General features: G+C 66.5%; 18 protein-coding genes. 12 read left to right on the top strand and 6 right to left on the bottom strand.

Annotated features, from left to right (window positions below):
- The 6 genes from AC3DE2_RS14830 to AC3DE2_RS14805 form a co-directional block, all read left to right on the top strand.
- Nucleotides 1-986 (top strand): hypothetical protein (locus tag AC3DE2_RS14830; RefSeq protein WP_488426835.1); only part of this gene is annotated, 986 nt, incomplete at its 5' end.
- Nucleotides 983-1,462, top strand: a complete 480-nt coding sequence (locus tag AC3DE2_RS14825) for a hypothetical protein (protein ID WP_488426834.1) — start codon at nucleotides 983-985, stop codon at nucleotides 1,460-1,462. The genes AC3DE2_RS14830 and AC3DE2_RS14825, both read left to right, overlap by 4 nt.
- 130 nt (nucleotides 1,463-1,592) lie before the next feature.
- Complete coding sequence (locus AC3DE2_RS14820) at nucleotides 1,593-2,582, top strand: hypothetical protein (RefSeq protein ID WP_488426832.1); 990 nt, start codon at nucleotides 1,593-1,595, stop codon at nucleotides 2,580-2,582.
- A 79-nt stretch (nucleotides 2,583-2,661) separates the two neighbouring features.
- On the top strand, nucleotides 2,662-3,246 hold the full coding sequence (locus tag AC3DE2_RS14815; protein ID WP_488426830.1) for a hypothetical protein: 585 nt from the start codon (nucleotides 2,662-2,664) through the stop codon (nucleotides 3,244-3,246).
- Nucleotides 3,218-3,544: an RHS repeat domain-containing protein gene (locus AC3DE2_RS14810; RefSeq protein ID WP_488426829.1), complete on the top strand. Its 327-nt coding sequence runs from the start codon at nucleotides 3,218-3,220 to the stop codon at nucleotides 3,542-3,544. Before AC3DE2_RS14815 ends, AC3DE2_RS14810 begins: the two co-directional genes overlap by 29 nt.
- Before the next feature lie 35 nt (nucleotides 3,545-3,579).
- Nucleotides 3,580-4,326: a metallophosphoesterase family protein gene (locus AC3DE2_RS14805; protein ID WP_295382022.1), complete on the top strand. Its 747-nt coding sequence runs from the start codon at nucleotides 3,580-3,582 to the stop codon at nucleotides 4,324-4,326.
- A gap of 27 nt (nucleotides 4,327-4,353) precedes the next feature.
- Here the strand turns inward: AC3DE2_RS14805 and AC3DE2_RS14800 are convergent, their stop codons facing one another.
- Nucleotides 4,354-4,920: a cysteine hydrolase family protein gene (locus AC3DE2_RS14800; RefSeq protein WP_295382032.1), complete on the bottom strand. Its 567-nt coding sequence runs from the start codon at nucleotides 4,918-4,920 to the stop codon at nucleotides 4,354-4,356.
- Nucleotides 4,921-5,064: 144 nt separating this feature from the next.
- On the opposite strand from AC3DE2_RS14800, the gene AC3DE2_RS14795 reads away from it, so the two are divergent.
- Nucleotides 5,065-5,460 carry a VOC family protein gene (locus AC3DE2_RS14795; RefSeq protein WP_295382036.1) on the top strand — a complete coding sequence of 132 codons (396 nt, stop codon included), beginning with the start codon at nucleotides 5,065-5,067 and terminating at the stop codon, nucleotides 5,458-5,460.
- Nucleotides 5,451-6,272: an exodeoxyribonuclease III gene (xth, locus tag AC3DE2_RS14790; RefSeq protein WP_488426828.1), complete on the top strand. Its 822-nt coding sequence runs from the start codon at nucleotides 5,451-5,453 to the stop codon at nucleotides 6,270-6,272. Before AC3DE2_RS14795 ends, xth begins: the two co-directional genes overlap by 10 nt.
- 4 nt (nucleotides 6,273-6,276) lie before the next feature.
- Here the strand turns inward: xth and AC3DE2_RS14785 are convergent, their stop codons facing one another.
- Nucleotides 6,277-7,212 (bottom strand): AraC family transcriptional regulator, encoded by a 936-nt coding sequence (locus AC3DE2_RS14785; RefSeq protein WP_488426827.1) that lies wholly within the window; start codon nucleotides 7,210-7,212, stop codon nucleotides 6,277-6,279.
- A gap of 249 nt (nucleotides 7,213-7,461) precedes the next feature.
- Here AC3DE2_RS14785 and AC3DE2_RS14780 point away from each other — a divergent pair, with 249 nt between their 5' ends.
- Together AC3DE2_RS14780 and AC3DE2_RS14775 are read left to right on the top strand one after the other, a co-directional pair.
- On the top strand, nucleotides 7,462-10,689 hold the full coding sequence (locus AC3DE2_RS14780) for an efflux RND transporter permease subunit (RefSeq protein WP_488426826.1): 3,228 nt from the start codon (nucleotides 7,462-7,464) through the stop codon (nucleotides 10,687-10,689).
- The gene (locus AC3DE2_RS14775) at nucleotides 10,686-11,810 is read left to right on the top strand and encodes an efflux RND transporter periplasmic adaptor subunit (RefSeq protein ID WP_295382044.1); all 1,125 of its coding nucleotides are present in this window, start codon (nucleotides 10,686-10,688) and stop codon (nucleotides 11,808-11,810) included. The genes AC3DE2_RS14780 and AC3DE2_RS14775 overlap by 4 nt, the downstream gene beginning before the upstream one ends.
- Nucleotides 11,811-11,937: 127 nt before the next feature.
- Here the strand turns inward: AC3DE2_RS14775 and AC3DE2_RS14770 are convergent, their stop codons facing one another.
- The 3 genes from AC3DE2_RS14770 to aptA all read right to left on the bottom strand — a co-directional run bounded on the left by AC3DE2_RS14770 (nucleotide 11,938) and on the right by aptA (nucleotide 16,058).
- Nucleotides 11,938-13,431, bottom strand: coding sequence for a CoA-acylating methylmalonate-semialdehyde dehydrogenase (locus AC3DE2_RS14770; RefSeq protein WP_488426825.1), 1,494 nt, complete (start codon nucleotides 13,429-13,431; stop codon nucleotides 11,938-11,940).
- Between the two features lie 20 nt (nucleotides 13,432-13,451).
- Nucleotides 13,452-14,567 carry an alanine dehydrogenase gene (gene ald, locus AC3DE2_RS14765; protein WP_488426824.1) on the bottom strand — a complete coding sequence of 372 codons (1,116 nt, stop codon included), beginning with the start codon at nucleotides 14,565-14,567 and terminating at the stop codon, nucleotides 13,452-13,454.
- A 114-nt stretch (nucleotides 14,568-14,681) separates the two neighbouring features.
- On the bottom strand, nucleotides 14,682-16,058 hold the full coding sequence (gene aptA / locus AC3DE2_RS14760) for an omega-aminotransferase AptA (protein ID WP_488426823.1): 1,377 nt from the start codon (nucleotides 16,056-16,058) through the stop codon (nucleotides 14,682-14,684).
- Nucleotides 16,059-16,501: 443 nt separating this feature from the next.
- On the opposite strand from aptA, the gene AC3DE2_RS14755 reads away from it, so the two are divergent.
- Both AC3DE2_RS14755 and AC3DE2_RS14750 read left to right on the top strand, forming a co-directional pair.
- Complete coding sequence (locus tag AC3DE2_RS14755; protein ID WP_295382051.1) at nucleotides 16,502-17,050, top strand: cupin domain-containing protein; 549 nt, start codon at nucleotides 16,502-16,504, stop codon at nucleotides 17,048-17,050.
- A 54-nt stretch (nucleotides 17,051-17,104) separates the two neighbouring features.
- A complete protein-coding gene (locus tag AC3DE2_RS14750; protein WP_488426821.1) occupies nucleotides 17,105-18,607 on the top strand; it encodes an aldehyde dehydrogenase in 1,503 nt (500 codons plus the stop codon).
- Nucleotides 18,608-18,815: 208 nt separating this feature from the next.
- On the opposite strand, the gene AC3DE2_RS14745 is transcribed toward AC3DE2_RS14750, so the two are convergent.
- A complete protein-coding gene (locus AC3DE2_RS14745) occupies nucleotides 18,816-19,100 on the bottom strand; it encodes a hypothetical protein (RefSeq protein ID WP_295382060.1) in 285 nt (94 codons plus the stop codon).
- Nucleotides 19,101-19,377: the final 277 nt, after the last annotated feature.

Below are 19,377 nucleotides of genomic sequence, written 5' to 3'. Positions count from 1 at the left end.
TCACGTTCCGGCAACTGGTGGGCATTGCCATCGCGGTCATCGGCACGCTGGTCGCACCGCAGGCTGGCGGCTTCTGGGCCAAGCTGGGCTATGCGGTGGCCATTGGTTTCGCCAGTGGCTATGTGGCGACGGGCACCTTCAAGAGCGGTGTCATTGGCGCGTTCTCGGCGGGCATCACGATGGGCATCGCCAATGCGGGCAATCTGAGCGCCTGGCAGAAGGTGGGTCTGCAGGCCACGACGGGCGGGGTGGTGGAGAGCCTGAGCGGTGGCAAGTTCGGGCACGGGTTCGTGTCCGCGGGCGTGACCGCGTCGGTGATGCCGCAGGTGGGCCATATCCGCAACGATGCCGTGCGGACCACCGTGGGCGCCTTGGTGGGCGGAACGCTGTCCAAGGCCACGGGCGGGAAGTTTGCCAATGGGGCGGTCAGTGGGGCGATTCAGGGGGCGATGGCGCGGCCACCTCAGCCACACCAAACTGGTGCGCTGGGCGATCCCGATCCCGTGGATTGGGAGAAGGGGTACAACGCTTCGACGCGGGCCAATACTGCTCTGAGGGAGGCTGGCTTCTTTAGTCGAGGTTATACCGAGGTAGAGTTGATCGGAATGAAGGAAAAGTGGGGTGATATCGTTTATCCAATCAGTGAGGAGTTCAGGACGGAGATAGGTGCGAAGATATATTGGCAAAAAAAGACGGACCTGTATTTTTTTGGCCCGGCGCACAGTTCCGGTCAATTTCATGTCGTTGCATTGGATGCACGCTACATTGGACTAAAAAGGCTAGATTTTGTTGAGTGGATGCACACGCATCCGTATCATGAACGAGCGATTCCAGATTTTTCTCCCGATGATTATCGATACTCAATCCGTCACGCTGTGGATGCCAATGTGGTTGGGCCGAGCTATAGGTATTCTTGGAGTTACGACAGATACTTGGAGAGACGGGGATATGCTGATGACTGGAATGCTGGGAAATATAATCCATGAAGACTAATTTGATGGCGCTGCTCGCATTTGCATTGGTGGCAATCATTGGTTGCACTAAAGAGAGCGAAAAAATGGCCTGCCAAGAGACTGGGTTCACGTCAGATCTGGTTTGCTCGGTGTCGTTCTTTCAGCTGCTTGGAAGCGCTCAATACTTAGGTCATGTTGTAAGGGTGAAAGGGTACCTCCATACGGAAACAGAAGGGGGGCTACGAAGGCGGGTGTTGTTCTTCTCAAAGGAGCAGCGCGATATCTCCAACATGGAGGCGGCTATTGAGATAGGGGCGTTTCATGAGGGGGTAAAGCCATCCAGAGTCGCGGCGTATGAGAAATCTCTTCAGGCAGAAGAAGGCTCATACATTGAATTGATAGGAACTTTCGAAAGAAGTGTGGATGCCGGATGGCAGTGGCCAAGTTACAAGATCGCAGGGTTGGTAGGCGTTACTCCAGTTTTTGATAAAACAGCTAGCCAACGCTGATCTGTAACGTCTCAGATTCGTGTGAGCCAGACGCACGTCAGGAAATGCTAAGTAGCGCCTGCTGCACGGTCGCCGGTGCGCTGGTGGGCGGCACATTGTTGGAAGCCATAACAGCTCGTTCCGGCAACTGGTGGGCATTGCCATCGCGGTCATCGGCACGCTGGTCGCACCGCAGGCTGGTGGCTTCTGGGCCAAGCTGGGCTATGCGGTGGCCATTGGTTTCGCCAGTGGCTACGTGGCGACGGGCACCTTCAAGGGCGGTGTCATTGGCGCGTTCTCGGCGGGCATCACGATGGGCATCGCCAATGCGGGCAATCTGAGCGCCTGGCAAAAGGTGGGTCTGCAGGCCACGACGGGCGGGGTGGTGGAGAGCCTGAGCGGTGGCAAGTTCGGGCACGGGTTCGTGTCCGCGGGCGTGACCGCGTCGGTGATGCCGCAGGTGGGCCATATCCGCAACGATGCCGTGCGGACCACCGTGGGCGCCTTGGTGGGCGGTACGCTGTCCAAGGCCACGGGCGGGAAGTTCGCCAATGGGGCGGTCAGTGGGGCGATTCAGGGGGCGATTCAGGGGGCGATGGCGAGATCACAAAGTGATGCTAGGACGAGCTCTGCTGGGGGCGGTGGAGAGCCAGACCCAGTCAAGGCCGAAGCAGCAATACGCGACGCAGACAAGGCGCTTCATGAGTCTGGATTCTATAAACGAGTAGCCAACCGCGAATTCACTTCGCGTCGACAAATTGCTTTGGCGCGGGGAAAAATCGTGTATCCCATCGGTGAATCACATGGGGTTGAACTCGGTGCGTGGATTGCTAGAGCGCCTGCAGGTCACTGGATCGTAGGAGGCGTCTATAGCGATGGCGCATACGGCTGGGTAAGACCCGGTCTTGCGCCGCAACCCATTCATGCTGCTACGGCATGGGTTCATACACATCCCGGAATACCTTCTGGGGTTACGTTGTCTGGAGGTGGTGCCCTCATTCACAAAGGGGAAAACGGTCTTTGGGTGGCAACCAAGGATGACCAGAGCGACATAATATGGGCAGTTGGAAAAGGGAAGAGCGTACTCCTATGGCGGGAGTCCCGCTACGCTGTCGTCATTCGACTACGACGAGTTGAATAATCTTCTTGAGGTTGGAGGGGCTGCTGCATATGCTTGCAACTCAATGGTCCCGGCCTGTCAATAAGGAGCGCCGATTCCAATGAAGAAATCTCTCCTTGCAGTTGCTTTGCTGCTGGCCCTGGCCGTGGTTTCGTGCTCGGACACGTCTGGCATATCTGCCCAATCAATGTCCAAGCAAGACGCGGAATCATACGCCGAGTGTCCTGGATACGATGGGACAAAGGGTGATCCGTGTAAAGTTTCTTTGTATGCGTTAATCGCGCAGCCGGAGCGCTACGATGGCGTGTATTTGGAAGTGGCAGGAATGTATGTGGAGGGGCTGGATACCGTGCTCTTTGCCGATCGCGATTCGGCGGAAAATTCGATGTTGAAGAACGGAATCTATGTTGCGACTGACGGTGCTGATGCGGCAGAAAAAGTTGCAAAGAATAGGAACAAGTTCGTTACGCTTGCTGGAGTTTTTTCATCAATTAAGCGCGAGCGTTCTGAATTCGCGCCTCGAGATTTTGCGCAGTTCTCAGGCAAGCTCCAGGTTGACCGGGTAGGAAGTGCGACGAGTGCGCCGATCCCCTACGCTTGCTGGGATCCGAAGCGAGACCGCGCAAATGACCCAATGACAGTGAAAGCGCTGTTAGGTGAAAAAGTTTGCGAGGACATTAAGTAAAGCAAATAGATCCCCACTGGCATTGGTATACGCACCACGCTGCCTAGGTCGTCAGAGGACAGGTGTCGGGCGAGCGCGCCACGCCGGCAGCGCCTCACCCACGACGCCCCGCGGCTTCACCGGTCACGAGATGGTGGACGGCACGGGCATCATCCACATGAACGGTCGCATCTACGACGCGGGGCTGGGCCGTTTCCTGCAACCGGACCCGCTGGTGCAGTCGCCGGACAACGCGCAGAGCTGGAACGCGTACACCTACGTGTTTAACAACCCGCTGGCGGACGGGAGTCTCTGCTAGATTCATGGTCCCGTTCGTGAGTCGTAGTCGAGCCCATGACCCGCATCGCCGTCGTCTCCGACATCCACGGCAACCTCGCCGCGCTGGAAGCGGTCGCGGCCGATATCCGGGGGCGCGGGATCACCCGTGTGTTCAATCTGGGCGACAGCCTGTCGGGACCGTTGCTGCCGCGCGAGACCGCGCGCTTCCTGATGGATTCGGGTTGGCTGTCGCTGGCCGGCAACCACGAGCGGCAGATCCTGGAACTGCTGCGGGACGGGCGGGGCGCGGAATCGGATCGCTATGCGGCGTCGCAGCTCGGTTCCGCGGAACGGGACTGGCTGCGCTCGCTGGCGCCCTGCGTGCGGGTGGACGATGAACTGCTGCTATGCCATGGCACGCCGCGCAGCGATTGCGAACACCTGCTGGAAACGGTGGTGGGCCCGGGAACGCGATGGGCCTCCGGCGACGAGATTGCGGAGCGGCTGGCGGGCGAGCGTGCTCCGGTCATCGCTTGCGGACATACCCACGTGCCGCGGGAGGTGCGCACGCCGGCGGGGCAACTGCTGTTCAATCCGGGCAGCGTCGGCCTGCAGGCCTATCGCGACGATCACCCGGTGCCCTACGAGGTCGAGAACGGATCCCCGGATGCGCGCTACGCGATCCTGGAGAAGGACCGGCGCGGCTGGCAGGTGGTGCACATCGCCTTGCCCTATGATCACGAGGCGATGGCGCGGCTGGCGCGTGAGCGCGGGCGACCGGAATGGGAACAGGCGCTGCTGACCGGCCACGTCACGGCATGAAGTGCGCGCCGTCGGCGTCGATGATGTTCAGGGCTGGACGCGCGAAACGCGGCTGATGCCGATGCCCGCGGCTCCCTGCAGGGTGGCCAGGGCGAGGTCGCGCAGCCGTGGGGTGCGCGAGGCCACGCCATCGCGCGGGATCTCCACCGCGTACTCGCGGGCATGCGCGTCCATCGCGGTGGCCAGGATGCAGGCGTCCGCCGCGATGCCGGTGAGCACCAGCCGCCGCACGCCCAGCTTCGCCAACAACAGCGGCAGCGGCGTGCACAGGAACGCCGAATGCTTGGGCTTGAGGATGTAGTAATCGCCAGGCTCCGGCCGCAGGCGTTCGGCGATCTCGGCGCCCGGGGCGTCGGGATGCGCGCAGACGGCGACCAGTTCCTTGAAGTCGGCCTGCCAGTGCATGAAGTTGTCGTTGACGTAGATGATCGGCGCACCCGCCTGGTGGAAGCGCTGCTTCAGCGCCTGCAGGCGACGCGCCAGCGGCCGGGCCTGGCGCGCAAGCGCGGCCCCGCCCGGAAAATCGAACAGGTTGATCATGTCGATGATCAGCAGCGCGCTGGCTTGCGGCGGGGCAGGGGGGCGGGCACCCAAGCGATGTCTCCCGTGGCGTTTGCCGACAGCATCCGGCGGCACCCGCGTTCGCCATGTGAATTCGTCATGTGAAAGCGGGGCTTTTCACCCGTCCATGATGATCGCCGTCCTAGCTTGGAGCCCGGTCGAACAGGAGCAGGCACCGTGCATCGCAGCCGTTTGGCGCAGTGGGTCGTCGATTGCCGGCAGGCGAATCCGGATCCGATCGAGCTGGACCAGGCCGCCCGTTTCTGGGCCGCCGCGCTGGGCCGGGACTGGCGCCGCCTGCCGGATCCGGCCGACGCGCACTATCGCCAGCTGGACATGCCCGACGGCCAACCCGGCATCCTGTTGCAGGCGGTCAGGCATCCCAGCCGCGCGCACCTGGACATCGAGTCGACCGACGTGGACGCGGAAGTCCGGCGGCTCGAGTCGCTGGGCGCGCGGCGGGTGGCGCAGGTGCGCAACTGGTGGGTGATGCAGGCGCCGACCGGGCATCGCTTCTGCGTGCTGCGGCCGCAACGCGACGACCTGCTTCAGGAGGGCCATGCATGGCCGTGAACCGGCGCCGCACGCTGACCGTGGCGACCTTCAACGTCAACGGCATCCGCACCCGCCTGCCGCACCTGATCGCATGGCTGCGGCGGGAGGCGCCGGACGTGGCCTGCCTGCAGGAGTTGAAGGCCGTGGACGAGGGATTCCCGCGCGCGGAACTGGAAGCGGAGGGCTATCACGCGCGCTGGGTCGGGCAGCGTTCCTGGAACGGCGTGGCGGTGCTGACCCGCGTCGAGCCCGCGGAGGAAGTGCGGCGCAGCCTGCCCTGGGATCCCGGCGACAGCCATGCGCGTTACCTGGAAGTCGATGCGTTCGGCCTGCGCGTGGCCTGCCTGTACCTGCCCAACGGCAATCCGCGGCCGGGACCGAAGTTCGACTACAAGCTCAAGTGGTTCGATCGCCTGATCCGGCATGCGCGCAAGCTGCATGCGCTGGAGCAGCCGGTGGTGATGGCCGGCGACTACAACGTGGTGCCGACCGACGAGGACATCTACAACCCGCGCTCCTGGCGCAAGGACGCGCTGCTGCAGCCGGAAAGCCGCGAGCGCTACGCGAAGCTGCTGGAGGCCGGCTGGGTCGATGCGATCCGCGAACGCCATCCCGACGACCGCGTCTACACCTTCTGGGATTACTTCCGCCAGCACTGGGAACGCGATGCCGGCCTGCGCATCGACCACCTGCTGTTGAATCCGCCGGCGGCCGCGCGATTGAAGGACGCCGGCGTGGACCGCTGGGTGCGCGGGTTGCCCAAGCCCAGCGATCACGCCCCCACCTGGATCACGCTGGCACGCCCGGCACGCCGCAAGCGCGGCGCCTGACGCCTCAGCCCTGGCGCGCGTTGAACCGGACCTGGCCGATTTCCGAACGCGGCGGCGCGCCAAACAGGCGCTTGTATTCGCGGCTGAACTGGGACGGGCTTTCGTAGCCGACCCGGTGCGCGGCGGCGACCGCGTCGATGCCGTCGGCCAGCATCAGCCGGCGCGCCTCGTGCAGGCGCAACTGCTTCTGGAACTGCAACGGCGACAGGGTGGTGACCGCCTTGAACTGGTGGTGCAGCGAGGAGGTGCTCATGTGCACCGACTGCGCCAGCTCGTCGATGTTGAGCGGATGCAGGAAGCGCTGGCGCAGATGCGCGACGGCGCGAGAAATGCGATGCGAACGGGTGTCGGCGGCGGCGATTTCCCGCAGGCTGTGGCCGAGGTCGCCGACCAGCACGCGGTAGAAGATTTCCCGGATCGCCAGCGGCGCCAGCACCGGCAGGTCGGCCGGCGTGTCCAGCAGGCGCATCAGCCGCAGCACCGCGTCGAGCAACGGCGTGGTCACCTTGGCGGCGTACAGTCCGGGATCCAGGCGGTTGGAGGTCGGTTGCGGACCCGCGTCCAGCATCAGCGAGGCGATCACCGCCGGATCGATGTCCAGGCGCAGGCACAGGTAGGGCTTCTCCGGCGTGGCCTCGATGACCTGGCCGATCATCGGCAGGGTCACCGACACCACCAGGTAGTTCAGCGGGTCGTAGCGGTAGGTCTGCCCGGCCAGGGTCGATTCCTTGCTGCCCTGGGCGACGATGCACAGGCGCGGTTCGTAGACCGTGGGAATGCAGGGCGTCGGCGTGTCACGCCGCATCAGGTGCAGTTGCGGGATGGCGGTGGCGTGGCTGCCGTCGGACGTTGCCAATTGGGCAATGCGATCCGCCAGCTCGGCCTTCGCCGCGCAGGTCGCGCGCTGGGCGAGGGTATCCGCGGAAGTGTTGGCGCTCATGGCGATGGAGGGGGGCGGGGGTAGGTCGATTATTCGGAAGCATGGCCGCCCATGCAAAGGCCGTGGTGCGGGTTTGCAGGAATAGGCAAGCATCGGGCAGCAATGTACTAACGAACCCGCTCATGAGCCGACTAACGTAAAGGTCCCCCACCGGATGAGGCGCCCGCGCGCCTCGCGACGCGGGGTGGTGCCCGCTCGCCGGGGTACCGCCCGCGTACCGGCTTCCCCCGCCGTTGGAAGCACGCCCCCATGTGGATCGTCCAGTACGCGCTCAACCGTCGCTACACCATCGGGGTGCTCGCCATCCTGATCCTGCTGTTCGGCACCCTGTCGGCCCGGCGCATGCCGACCGACATCCTGCCCGAGGTAGGCATCCCCTCCATCAACCTGGTCTGGACCTACAACGGCCTGTCGGCCGCGGACATGGCCGCCAAGATCACCACCTTCTCCGAGGCGGCAATCCTGAACACGGTCGACGACCTGAAGGAAGTGCGCTCGGAGACCATCAACGGCGCCAGCATCATCCGCATCGACTTCCAGCCCGACGTCAGCCTGGATCGCGCGCTGGGCCAGATCACCGCGGTCTCGCAGACCATCCTGCGGCGCATGCCGCCGGGCACTTCGCCGCCGCTGGTGGTGCGCAACAACGTATCCAGCACGCCGGTGCTGCAGCTGGTGCTGTCGTCCGATTCGCTGACCGAGGCGCAGCTGTACGACTACGCGCGCCTGCAACTGCGCTCGCAGATCCAGACCATTCCCGGCATCCGCATGACGCTGCCCTACGGCGGCGCCGCGCGGCAGGTGATGGTGGACCTGAATCCGGCCGCCCTGCAGACCTACGGCCTGACACCCTCGGACATCACCGGCGCGCTGGAGCGCGGCAGCCCGACCCTGCCGTCGGGCTCGATCCGCGAAGGCGCGCGCGAGCTGCAGATCTCGCTGGACGCCAGTCCGGCCTCGGTGCAGGAATTCCTGGATCTGCCGGTCGCCACCCGCAACGGCATCGTCCTGTACGTGCGCGATGTCGCCTCGGTGCGCGACGGTGGCGCGTTGCAGACCAACGTGGCGCGGATGGACGGTTCCAGCGCGGTGTCGGTGGCGCTGATCAAGCTGGGCGGCGCCTCGGCGGTGGAAATCGTGCGCGCGGTGCGCGAACGGCTGCCGGAAATCGAGGCCTCGGCGCCGCCGGGCATGCGCATCGCGCCGATTTTCGACCAGTCGGTGTTCGTCGACAACGCGATCGGTTCCATCCAGCACGAGGCGGTGCTGGTCGGCCTGCTGGTGGCGCTGGTGGTGCTGGTGTTCATCGGCTCGTGGCGATCCAGCGTGATCGTGCTGTCGGCCATTCCGCTGGCATTGCTGGCCAGCGTGGCGATGCTGGATCTGCTGGGCTACACCTTCAACGTGATGACCCTGGGCGGGCTGGCGCTGGCGATCGGCATCCTGGTCGACAACGCGGTGGTGGACGTGGAGAACACCAACCGCAACATCGCCCTGGGCAAGGACGTGCGCACGGCGATCCTGGACAGCGCCCGCGAGGTGGTGTTCCCCGAGTTCGTCTCCACCGTGTCCATCTGCATCGTGCTGACCCCGATCCTGCTGATGACCGGCCTGTCGGCGTGGGTGTTCACTCCGCTGGCGCTGGCGGTGATCTTCGCGATGATCGCCTCGTTCCTGCTCTCGCGCACGCTGATCCCGGTGCTGTGCTATCTGCTGCTGCCGGCCGACATCCGCAGCCGGGAGAACCCGCGCTGGGCGCCGGAGAAGCTGCTGCTCGGCATCAACCACAAGGTCGAGCATGCCCTGGAATCGCTGCGCGAGCGTCATCACGCGCTGCTGGTGCGGCTGGGCCATCACGGCGGCGTGCTGGCCATCACCGCGCTGCTGGTGATCGCGATCGGCGTGGGCGCCGGCGCGCTGCTGGGGCGCGAGTACTTCCCGCAGGTCGACGCCGGCCAGTTGCGCCTGCAGGTGCGCATGCCCTCCGGCACGCGGCTGGAGCAGACCACCCAGCGCCTGACCGACATCCAGCGCGAGATCCGCCGGATCATCCCGGCGGAAGAACTGCAGACGGTCTACGAGCAAATCGGCGTGCCCGACGCGATCAACCTGTCGCTGGTCGACAGCGCGGTGGTGGGATCGTTCGAGGCCGAACTGATGCTGCAATTGCGTTCGCCGCACGCGCCGACGCGCGACTACCTGGCGCAGATCCGCCAGCGCATGGCGGAGAAGTTCCCCGACGTGAAGGTGTTCGAGCGCCCGCCGGACGCCACCAGCCGGACCCTGGCCGGATCGGCCGCCGCCGCATTCGAAGTGCGCCTGATTGGCCGCGACGTGGCCGGCAACCTGGCGTTGGCGCGCGAGGTGGAAAGCCGCCTGCGCCAGGAACCGGGCGCGGTGGACGTGGCCCTGCGGCAGATCCTGGATCTGCCCGAGTACCGCGTGCACATCGATCGCACCCGCGCCGCCCAGCTCGGCCTGGACGCGCAGCAGGCCAGCCGCGCGGTGCTGTCGGTGCTGGGCACCTCCGGCACGGTCACGCCGGTGTACTGGACCGACACCGTCAACGCGATCGCCTACACCGTGCAGGTGCAGGCGCCGCCGGCCAGCCTGCCCGATGCCGAGACCCTGTTGAACATGCCGCTGCGGATCGGCGGGGAAGGGCAGGCGGTCCTGCTGCGCAACATCGCCACGGTCACCCCGCGCAACGTGCCGGCCAGCATCGCCCGCACCACGCTGGCTCCCACGGTGAGCGTGCTGGCGAACGTGCAGGGTACGGATCTGGGTTCGGTGTATTCGCGCCTGACCGCCATCACCGCCGATGTGCAGGCGCGGATGAAACCGGGCAACCGCGTCGAGATCACCGGACAGGCCGGCGAGATGCAGAGCGCCTACGGCGAACTGGCCGGTGGCCTGCTGATGTCGGCGGTATTGGTGTTCCTGGTCCTGGTAATCAATTTCCAGTCCTGGATCCAGCCGCTGGTGGCGATGTCCGGCCTGCCGGTCGCGATCGCGGGCGCGGCGATCGGCCTGTTCGTCACCGGCACGCCGCTCAGCGTGCCGGCGCTGATGGGCCTGATGATGGTGATCGGCGTGTCCACCGCCAACAGCGTGCTGGTGACCAGTTTCGCGCGCGGCCTGATCGCCGACGGCCATGATCCGGAACTGGCTGCCTATGAATCCGCCGCCGTGCGCCTGCGTCCGGTGCTGATGACCGCCAGCGCGATGGTCCTGGGCATCATCCCGATGGCGATCGGCCTGGGCGACGGCGGCGAGCAGAACGCGCCGCTGGGCCGCGCGGTGATCGGCGGGCTGCTGTTCGGCACCCCGGCCACGCTGGTGCTGGTGCCTTCCATCCTGGCGGTGCTCGGCCGCCGCCAGAAACGCCGCGCCGAAGCCGCGCAGGCGATCGACATCTCCGCTGTTTCCTCCCCCACCGCCACCGGCGACGCCGCCGGTGCAGGAGTCTCCCCATGAACACCATGTTCTTCACCCGCATCGCGCTGGCGGCGGCCGTCATGGCCGGCATTGCCATGCTCAGCGGCTGCGGCCGCAGTTCCGCCGCCACCCAGCCAGCCGGCGCCGTGCCGGAGGTGCTGACCGCGCCGGCCAAGGCGGCCGATCCGCAATCCGAGCTGCGCCTGCCGGCGCGCGCCGAGGCCGGCGAGTCGGCCAAGCTGTATGCGCGCGCCACCGGCTTTGTCAGCGAGCGCCGGGTCGATCTCGGCGACCACGTCAAGGCCGGGCAGGTGCTGGCGATGATTGCCACGCCGGAAGTCGACCAGGCCGTGCGCGAGGCCACCGCGGATCTGGAACTGGCGCAGGCCAACCAGGCATTGGCCAAGGCCAACTTCGATCGCGCCGACGTGCTGGTCGGCTCCGGCGCCATCTCCAGGGAGCTGCACAGCGAACGCCTGGCCAGCCTGAGCGCCGCGCGCGCGGCCACCTCGGCCGCGCAGGCGCGCCTGTCGAGCGCGCGCGAGCGGCAGGGCTTCCAGGTGGTGCGCGCGCCGTTCGACGGCGTGGTGGTGGCGCGCAATGTCGAGCGCGGCGATCGCGTGGTCGGCGATTCGGCTTCGGCGACGTTGCCGATGTTCGAGGTCAACGCGCTGGATCCGCTGCGCATCGTGGTCGACGTGCCGCAGAACGCGGCGCTGCAGGTGCGTCCCGGCATGGCCGGGCAGATGCGTTTCCTGGAACTGGCCGATCAGGCCTTCGACGTGGACGTCGTGCGCAGCGCGCAGAACATCTCCAGCAGCGTCGGCGCCATGCGCATCGAACTGCGCCTGCCCAATCCGGAAGGCCGCATTCCCGCCGGCATGCTCGGCGAGGTCGGCCTGAAGGTGCCGCGCGCGGTGCCGGCGGTGCTGGTGCCGGTGTCGGCGGTGGCGCAGGACGCCAGCGGCGCGCAGGTGGCGGTGGTCGGTGGCGACGCGCTGCTGCAGTACCGCAAGGTGGTGCTGGGCCGCAACCTGGGCAACGAGGCCGAGGTGCTGTCGGGCCTGAAGGCGGGCGAACAGGTGGTGCTGGCGCCGAATGCGATGCTGGAGGCCGGGCAGAAGGTCAGCGCGAAGGTGAACGCGCCGGTGAAGAAGTAGCGTCCCCATCTTCCCTGCTTTCCCGGTAGGAGCGGCGTAAGCCGCGACCGCCAAGTGTCCGCAAGAGGATGAATGGACGGTCGCGACTTGCGTCGCTCCTACCGGGAGCGGGAAGCAGCAGCGGCACTCACTTCATCGTCGGCATCACGAACTCGGCGCCACGGGCGCCTTCGGGCCAGCGTGCGGTGATGGTCTTCAGACGGGTGTGGAAGCGCACGCCGTCGGGGCCGTGCACGTGCAGCGGGCCGAACAGCGAGCGCTTCCAGCCGCCGAAGCTGTGGAAGGCCATCGGTACCGGAATCGGCACGTTGATGCCGACCATGCCGGCCTGCACCTGGTGGGCGAACGCGCGCGCGGCGCCGCCGTCGCGGGTGAAGATCGCGGTGCCGTTGCCGTACTCGTGTTCGTTGACCAGTCGCAGCGCGGTGTCCAGATCCGGCACCCGCACCACGCACAGCACCGGGCCGAAAATCTCCTCGCGGTAGATGCGCATGTCCGGAGTGACGTGGTCGAACAGGCAGCCGCCGAGGAAGAACCCGTCGGGCGAACCCTCCACGGTCAATCCGCGTCCGTCCACCACCAGCGTGGCGCCCTCGGCGACGCCCAGGTCGACATAGCCGCGCACCTTGTCGCGATGCACGCCGGTGACCAGCGGTCCCATTTCGGTGTCCTGGCTGCCTGGCCCGATCTTCAGCGCGGCCACCTGCGGACCCAAGGTTTCAATCAGGGCATCGGCGGTGTGGTCGCCCACGCACACGGCCACCGAAATGGCCATGCAGCGCTCGCCGGCCGAACCGTAGCCCGCCCCGAGCAGGGCGGCGGCCGCGCCGTCGAGGTCCGCGTCGGGCAGCACCACCATGTGGTTCTTGGCGCCGCCCAGCGCCTGCACGCGCTTGCCGTTGGCGCTGCCGCGCGCGTAGATGTATTCGGCGATGGGGGTGGAACCGACGAAACTCACCGCCTGGACGCGTGGATCGTCCAGCAACGCGTCGACGGCTTCCTTGTCACCATGCACGACATTGAACACGCCATCGGGCAGGCCGGCCTGACGCAGCAGTTCGGCCAGCATCAGCGAGGCTGAAGGATCCCGTTCGGAAGGCTTGAGCACGAAGGTATTGCCGCAGGCCAGCGCGACCGGGAACATCCACAGCGGCACCATCGCCGGGAAGTTGAACGGGGTGATGCCGGCGACCACGCCCAGCGGCGCATGCTCGCTCCAGGAGTCGACGTCGCGACCGACATTCATCGAATGCTCGCCCTTGAGCAGGTGCGGGATGCCGCAGGCGAACTCCACCACTTCCAGCCCACGCGTGACCTCGCCGCGCGCATCCGACAGTACCTTGCCGTGCTCGTAGGTGATGCGCAGGGCGATTTCGTCCGCGTGCCGCTCCACCAGTTCCTTGAAGCGGAACAGCACCCGCGCGCGGTTGAGCGGGGTGACCGCGCTCCACGCCGGGAACGCCGCCTGCGCGGCATGCACCGCCGCGCCGACTTCGGCGGCGGAAGCCAGCGGCACGTGTGCGGCGACCTGGCCGGTGGCGGGGTCGAAGACCTCGCCATGGCGGCCGCTGGCGCCGGCCACCGGATGGCCGTTGATGAAGTGGTGCAGGGTGTCGATCATGGGGGAGTTCGCGTTCGGGTTCAGCCCAGCGCCTGTGCCGCCGGTACGTAGGGATAGCCCAGGTCCTCCGCCACCGCCTTGTAGGTGATCTTGCCGGCGTGCACGTTGAGGCCATTGAGCAGATGGGGATCGTCCAGCAACGCGCGGCGCGCACCCTTGTTCGCCAGTTGCACGGCGAACGGCAGGGTGGCGTTGGTCAGGGCGAAGGTGGAGGTGCGGGCCACGCCGCCGGGCATGTTGGCGACGCAGTAGTGGATGATGCCGTCCACTTCGTAGGTCGGATCCTGGTGGGTGGTCGGATGGCTGGTTTCGAAGCAGCCGCCCTGGTCGATCGCCACGTCCACCAGCACCGAGCCGGCGCGCATCAGTTTCAGCTGCGCGCGCGAGACCAGCTTGGGCGCGGCGGCGCCGGGAATCAGCACTGCGCCGATCACCAGGTCGGTGTAGGGCAGGCGTTCCTCGATGGCGTCATGGGTGGAATAGATGGTGGTCAGGCGGTCGCCATACAGCTCGTCGACGTACTTCAGGCGGTCGATGGAGCGGTCGAGGATGGTCACGTGCGCGCCCAGTCCCATCGCCATGCGCGCGGCGTTGAGTCCGACCACGCCGCCGCCGATGACCAGCACTTCCGCCGGCTTCACTCCCGGCACGCCGCCGAGCAGGATGCCCGAGCCGCCCTGCGCCTTTTCCAGCGCATGCGCGCCGGCCTGGATCGACATGCGCCCGGCCACTTCGCTCATCGGCGCCAGCAGCGGCAGGCCGCCGCGGTTGTCGGTGACGGTTTCATAGGCGATGGCGGTGACGCCCGAGGCAACCAGCGCTTTGGTCTGTTCCGGATCCGGCGCCAGGTGCAGGTAGGTGTAGAGCACCTGGCCGGGCCGCAGCATCGCGCACTCCACCGGCTGTGGTTCCTTGACCTTGATGATCATGTCGGCGCGCCGGAAGATTTCCTCGGCGCCGGCGACGATCTCGGCCCCCGCCTTGGCGTATTGCTCGTCGGCCAAGCCGATGGCCTTGCCGCCATCCTTCTGCACCATCACCTGGTGGCCATGGGCGACCAGTTCACGCGCACCGGCCGGGGTCAGGCCGATGCGGTACTCATGGTTCTTTATTTCCTTGGGAACGCCGATCAGCATGTGTCTCTCCGTTGCGTGATGGTGGATGCGCGTGGGGAGCGCCGGGGCGTGCAGGATGGGATGTCAGGGAGCGCGGTGCGGGAGCGTGGACGGGAGCGTGTTACAGGAGCGGGGTCAGGCGGTGGTGCGGATGATATCGGCCAGGGTGCCGAAGATGCGATCGATATGGCCGCGCTCGACGATCAGCGGCGGCGACAGGGCGATGACGTCGCCGGTGACCCGGGTCAGCAGGTTGCCCTCGTGGAAGGCGCGGTTGAACACGTCGTAGGCGCGGGCGCCGGGCGCGCCCGGGCGCGGCACCATCTCGATGGCGCCGATCAGGCCGAAGTTGCGGATGTCGGCCACGTTCGGCAGATCGCGCAGGCCGTGGATGGCGTCCTCCCAGTAATCGCCCATCTCCAGCGAACGCTGGAACAGGTTTTCCTCGGCGTAGGTATCCAGCGTCGCCAGCGCGGCGGCGCAGGCCAGCGGATGGCCGGAGTAGGTGTAGCCGTGGAACAGATCGATGGCGTTGTCCGGGCCGTGCGCGAAGGCGTCGTGGACCTTTTCGGAGACGAACACCGCGCCCATCGGCACGCAGCCGTTGGTCAGTCCCTTGGCGGCGGTGATGATGTCCGGGGTGACGTCGAAGCGCTGCGCGCCGAAGGCGTGGCCGAGGCGGCCGAAGCCGGTGATGACCTCGTCGAAGATCAGCAGGATGCCGTACTTGTCGCAGATCTCGCGGATGCGGCGCAGGTAGCCTTCCGGCGGGATGATCACGCCGGCCGAACCGGAGATCGGTTCGATGATCACCGCGGCGATGGTGGACGCGTCGTGCAGGGCGACCATCCGCTCCAGGTCCTCGGCCAGTTCGATGCCGAACGGCGGCAGTCCGCGCGAGAACGCATTGCGCTCCAGGTCCAGGGTATGCCGCAGGTGGTCCACGCCCGGCAGCAGGCTGCCGAACCATTTGCGGTTGTTGGGCAGGCCGCCGACCGAGATGCCGCCGAAGCCCACGCCGTGATAGGCCTTCTCGCGGCCGATCAGGCGGGTGCGCTGGCCCTCGCCGCGCGCGCGGTGGTAGGCCAGCGCGATCTTCAGCGCGGTGTCGACCGATTCGGAGCCGGAGTTGGTGTAGAAGACGTGGTTGAGATCGCCGGGGGTGAGTTCGGCGAGGCGCTCGGCCAGCACGAACGGCAGCGGCGAGCTCATCGAGAAATTGGGCGCGAAATCGAGCGTCTCGATCTGCTTCTTCACCGCCTCGACGATGCGCGGCCGCGCGTGCCCGGCGTTGCAGCACCACAGGCCGGCGGTGGCGTCGAGGATTTCGCGGCCATCGACCGAGCGGTAGTGCATGCCGGAGGCGCTGGCGAGCAGGCGCGGCGCGGACTTGAACTGCTTGTTGGCGGTGAACGGCATCCAGAACGCGTTGAGCGATTCCGGCGCCTGCAGGGCCTGGGTCTCGTAGAAATCCGCCAGTGCGCGGGAGGAGGAGGGGGCGTCGGCGCTCATGGCGGCTCCTGGCTGCGGGGGTAGGGCCGCAGCTTACCGCGTTGAATAAACTTTACAACTGCCGTTTGGCACCTCCAGCGACTGCCTGGAACCGCATGCGCAAAGGCAAAAGGCTTTCGCGCCTGCGGGCGCGAGTCACTTTCTTTGCTTGTGCAAAGAAAGTAACCAAAGAAAGCACACCCCCTCGGACGCCGCCCGCCCCGCTGCGCGGGCCGGGTTCGCAGTCCGGGCGGGCATTTCGGGAAGGCACATCCCTGTGCCTGCCCGAAACGGCGCGCGTCCTGCGCGCCGCCCCTTCGGGGTATTCGCCCGCCCGGCCTGCCGGCTTTACGGGGCCCCAAGAGCGGAAGCAACAGCAAAAGCGACGGCCGCCTCCGAAATTGACGCCCTCCTCACCGGGTGTAAAGTATCCGCAACATCCGCCACCGGTACGCCCACGGGAAATGGACATCGGCGCCCGCCTGCAACTGGTCCGCAAATCCAAGCACCTCAGCCAGCGCGAGCTGGCCAAGCGCGTGGGCGTCACCAACAGCACCATCTCGCTGATCGAACAGAACAAGGTCAGTCCCTCGGTCAGTTCGCTGAAGAAGGTGCTGGACGGCATCCCGATCTCGCTGGCCGACTTCTTCACCCTGGATCTGGAAGCCGGCCTGCCCGACACCCCGTTCTATGGCGTGGACGACCTGCCGGACGTCGGCAGCAACGGCGTGCATTACTTCCTGGTCGGCCAGCACCGGCCGCAGCGGCAGATGTGCATCCTGCGCGAGGTGATGCCGGCCGGCACCGATACCGGCGAGACCATGCTGCGCCACGAAGGCGAGGAGGGCGGGGTGATCATCGCCGGCCAGGTGGAGGTCACCGTCGGTGATCAGGCCCGCGTGCTCGGTCCCGGCGAGGCCTACTATTTCGAGAGCCGGGTGCCGCACCGCTTCCGCAACGTGGGCGAGGGCGACGCGGTGATCGTCAGCGCCAATACACCCGCCACCTTCTGATTTCCCTGCCGCCGTATCGGGCGGCATCGCAGTCCTTTCCCCCAGGAGCCGACGATGAACGCACCCCGCACCCGTGAAGACTGGCTGGCGATGGCCGGTGGCCTGTCCATCCGCAGCCAGGCCTTCATCGACGGGCGTTACGTCGACGCAGCCAGCGGCCGGACCTTCGACTGCGTCAGTCCGATCGACGGGCGGGTGTTGGCGAAGGTCGCCGAGGGCGGCAGCGAGGACATCGACCGCGCGGTGGCGGCGGCGCGCCGCAGCTTCGAGGCCGGCGCATGGGCGAACGCGAAGCCGACCCATCGCAAGAAAGTGCTGCTGAAGTTCGCCCGGCTGATCGAGAAGCACGGCGACGAACTGGCGCTGCTGGAATCGCTGGACATGGGCAAGCCGGTCACCGACGCGCGCCAGGTGGACGTGGCCGCGACCATCCGCTGCGTGAGCTGGACCGGCGAGGCGCTGGACAAGGTGTACGGTGAAATCGCCGCCACCGGCCCGGACGAGCTGGGCCTGGTGACCCGCGAACCGCTGGGCGTGGTCGGCGCGATCGTGCCGTGGAATTTCCCGATGCTGATGGCGGCGTGGAAGTTCGCGCCGGCCTTGGCGACCGGCAACTCGATCGTGCTGAAGCCGTCGGAGAAATCCCCGCTGAGCGCGATCCGCCTGGCGGAACTGGCGATGGAGGCGGGCATTCCCGCGGGCGTGTTCAACGTGGTGCCCGGTTTCGGCAAGGAAGCCGGCGAACCGCTGGCGCTGCACATGGACGTGGACGGACTGGTGTTCACCGGTTCGACCGCGGTCGGCAAGCGCCTGCTGCAATGCGCGGGCCTGTCGAACATGAAACGCGCCTACATGGAGTGCGGCGGCAAGAGCCCGAACCTGGTGTTCGCCGACGCGCCGGATCTGGATAAGGCCGCCGAGGCCGCGGCCAGCGGCATCTTCTACAACCAGGGCGAAGTATGCACGGCGGCTTCGCGCCTGCTGGTGGAACGCGCCATCCAGGAAGAATTCGTCGCCCGCGTGGTCGAGGCCGGACGCAAGATGCAGCCGCGTCATCCGCTGGATCCCGGCGCGCCGATGGGCGCGATGGTCGACGAGACCCAGACCGCGCGCGTGCTCGGCTACATCGAGAAAGGCGTGGCCGAAGGCGCGAAGCTGGTGCTGGGCGGCGGCCGCGCCGAGGTGGTCACCGGTGGCTGCTACATCGAGCCGACCGTGTTCGATGGCGTCGCCCACGAGCACACCATTTCGCGCGAGGAGATCTTCGGGCCGGTGCTGTCGGTGATCGGCTTCGACACCGAGGAGCAGGCGCTGCGGATGGCCAACGACACCGAGTACGGCCTGGCCGCCGGCGTATGGACCCGCGACATCGGCCGCGCGCACCGCGTCGCCCGCAAACTGCGCGCCGGCAGCGTCTGGGTGAATTACTGGGATGGCGGCGACATGACCGCGCCGTTCGGTGGCTACAAGCAATCCGGCAACGGTCGCGACAAGTCGCTGCACGCCTTCGACAAATACACCGAGGTCAAGGCGACCTGGATCAACCTGGCGGAGTGAGGCGGCCCAGCAAATTTTCCTTGTAGGAGCGACGTGAGTCGCGATGCTCTTGCTCCATGACATCGGAACCTTCGTGGGCTTTCGCGACTGACGTCGCTCCTACAAGAAAGGTATGTCGGGGCGGCTTCAATTTGCAGTTCGTCCTACACCTGTCCCGTCGCTCCTGCACGGGAGGTTCCCGACATGACGGTCGCGACTCACGTCGCTCCTACCGTTCGGTGTCGTCGGGGGCGAATGGCCGATCGGTGCGCGGCGCATCGGGCAGTTGCCGATCCAGCGATTGCCGGTAGCGGATGCAGCCGCGCAGGAACTGCGGCCACTCGGGAACTTCCGGCTGCGGATCGCTCTTCTCCGGCAGCAGGCCCCAGAGTGCGGGATGGTGCCAGCACAGGTCATGGCCGGTGCTGTCGCGGTGCTCGCGGATGCCGGCGCGCAGGCGGCGCACTTCGGCGATCAGATCGTCGCGGGTAAGCGTGTCCAGATCTTCATCCATGGCGGAGCTCCTGCATGAAGGGGGAACGCGGGGGAGGATCGCATGAAAGCGGCGAGGGGTGTGTGGCATGGCGCCAAGAGCAAATCCCCCGTTGCCTGCTTCGCAGTCGCCCGCCCCCTTTTGCAAAGGGGGCAAAAGCGGCAAGGGACGCCAGGGAGGATTTGCTTCCTAGGGGAAAGCCAATCGAACAGCTAATCCTCCCCCTTTGAAAAAGAGGGACCGAAGGGGATTTGCTTTTTGGATCAGCGGCAAGCCAATCGAACAGTTGATCCTCGCC

It is taken from the genome of Pseudoxanthomonas sp. 68-E7, from assembly GCF_057773145.1.
The sequence above is the reverse complement of the archived record's forward strand: the minus strand, read 5'-3'. Positions and strand labels throughout refer to the sequence as shown.

Bases quoted from the DNA above. Each gene is read 5' to 3' on its own strand.
- AC3DE2_RS14825 (WP_488426834.1), top strand. From the start codon at position 983: ATGAAGACTAATTTGATGGCGCTGCTCGCATTTGCATTGGTGGCAATC.
- AC3DE2_RS14815 (WP_488426830.1), top strand. From the start codon at position 2,662: ATGAAGAAATCTCTCCTTGCAGTTGCTTTGCTGCTGGCCCTGGCCGTG.
- AC3DE2_RS14805 (WP_295382022.1), top strand. From the start codon at position 3,580: ATGACCCGCATCGCCGTCGTCTCCGACATCCACGGCAACCTCGCCGCG.
- xth (WP_488426828.1), top strand. From the start codon at position 5,451: ATGGCCGTGAACCGGCGCCGCACGCTGACCGTGGCGACCTTCAACGTC.
- AC3DE2_RS14785 (WP_488426827.1), bottom strand. From the start codon at position 7,212: ATGAGCGCCAACACTTCCGCGGATACCCTCGCCCAGCGCGCGACCTGC.
- AC3DE2_RS14780 (WP_488426826.1), top strand. From the start codon at position 7,462: ATGTGGATCGTCCAGTACGCGCTCAACCGTCGCTACACCATCGGGGTG.
- AC3DE2_RS14775 (WP_295382044.1), top strand. From the start codon at position 10,686: ATGAACACCATGTTCTTCACCCGCATCGCGCTGGCGGCGGCCGTCATG.
- AC3DE2_RS14770 (WP_488426825.1), bottom strand. From the start codon at position 13,431: ATGATCGACACCCTGCACCACTTCATCAACGGCCATCCGGTGGCCGGC.
- ald (WP_488426824.1), bottom strand. From the start codon at position 14,567: ATGCTGATCGGCGTTCCCAAGGAAATAAAGAACCATGAGTACCGCATC.
- aptA (WP_488426823.1), bottom strand. From the start codon at position 16,058: ATGAGCGCCGACGCCCCCTCCTCCTCCCGCGCACTGGCGGATTTCTAC.
- AC3DE2_RS14755 (WP_295382051.1), top strand. From the start codon at position 16,502: ATGGACATCGGCGCCCGCCTGCAACTGGTCCGCAAATCCAAGCACCTC.
- AC3DE2_RS14750 (WP_488426821.1), top strand. From the start codon at position 17,105: ATGAACGCACCCCGCACCCGTGAAGACTGGCTGGCGATGGCCGGTGGC.
- AC3DE2_RS14745 (WP_295382060.1), bottom strand. From the start codon at position 19,100: ATGGATGAAGATCTGGACACGCTTACCCGCGACGATCTGATCGCCGAA.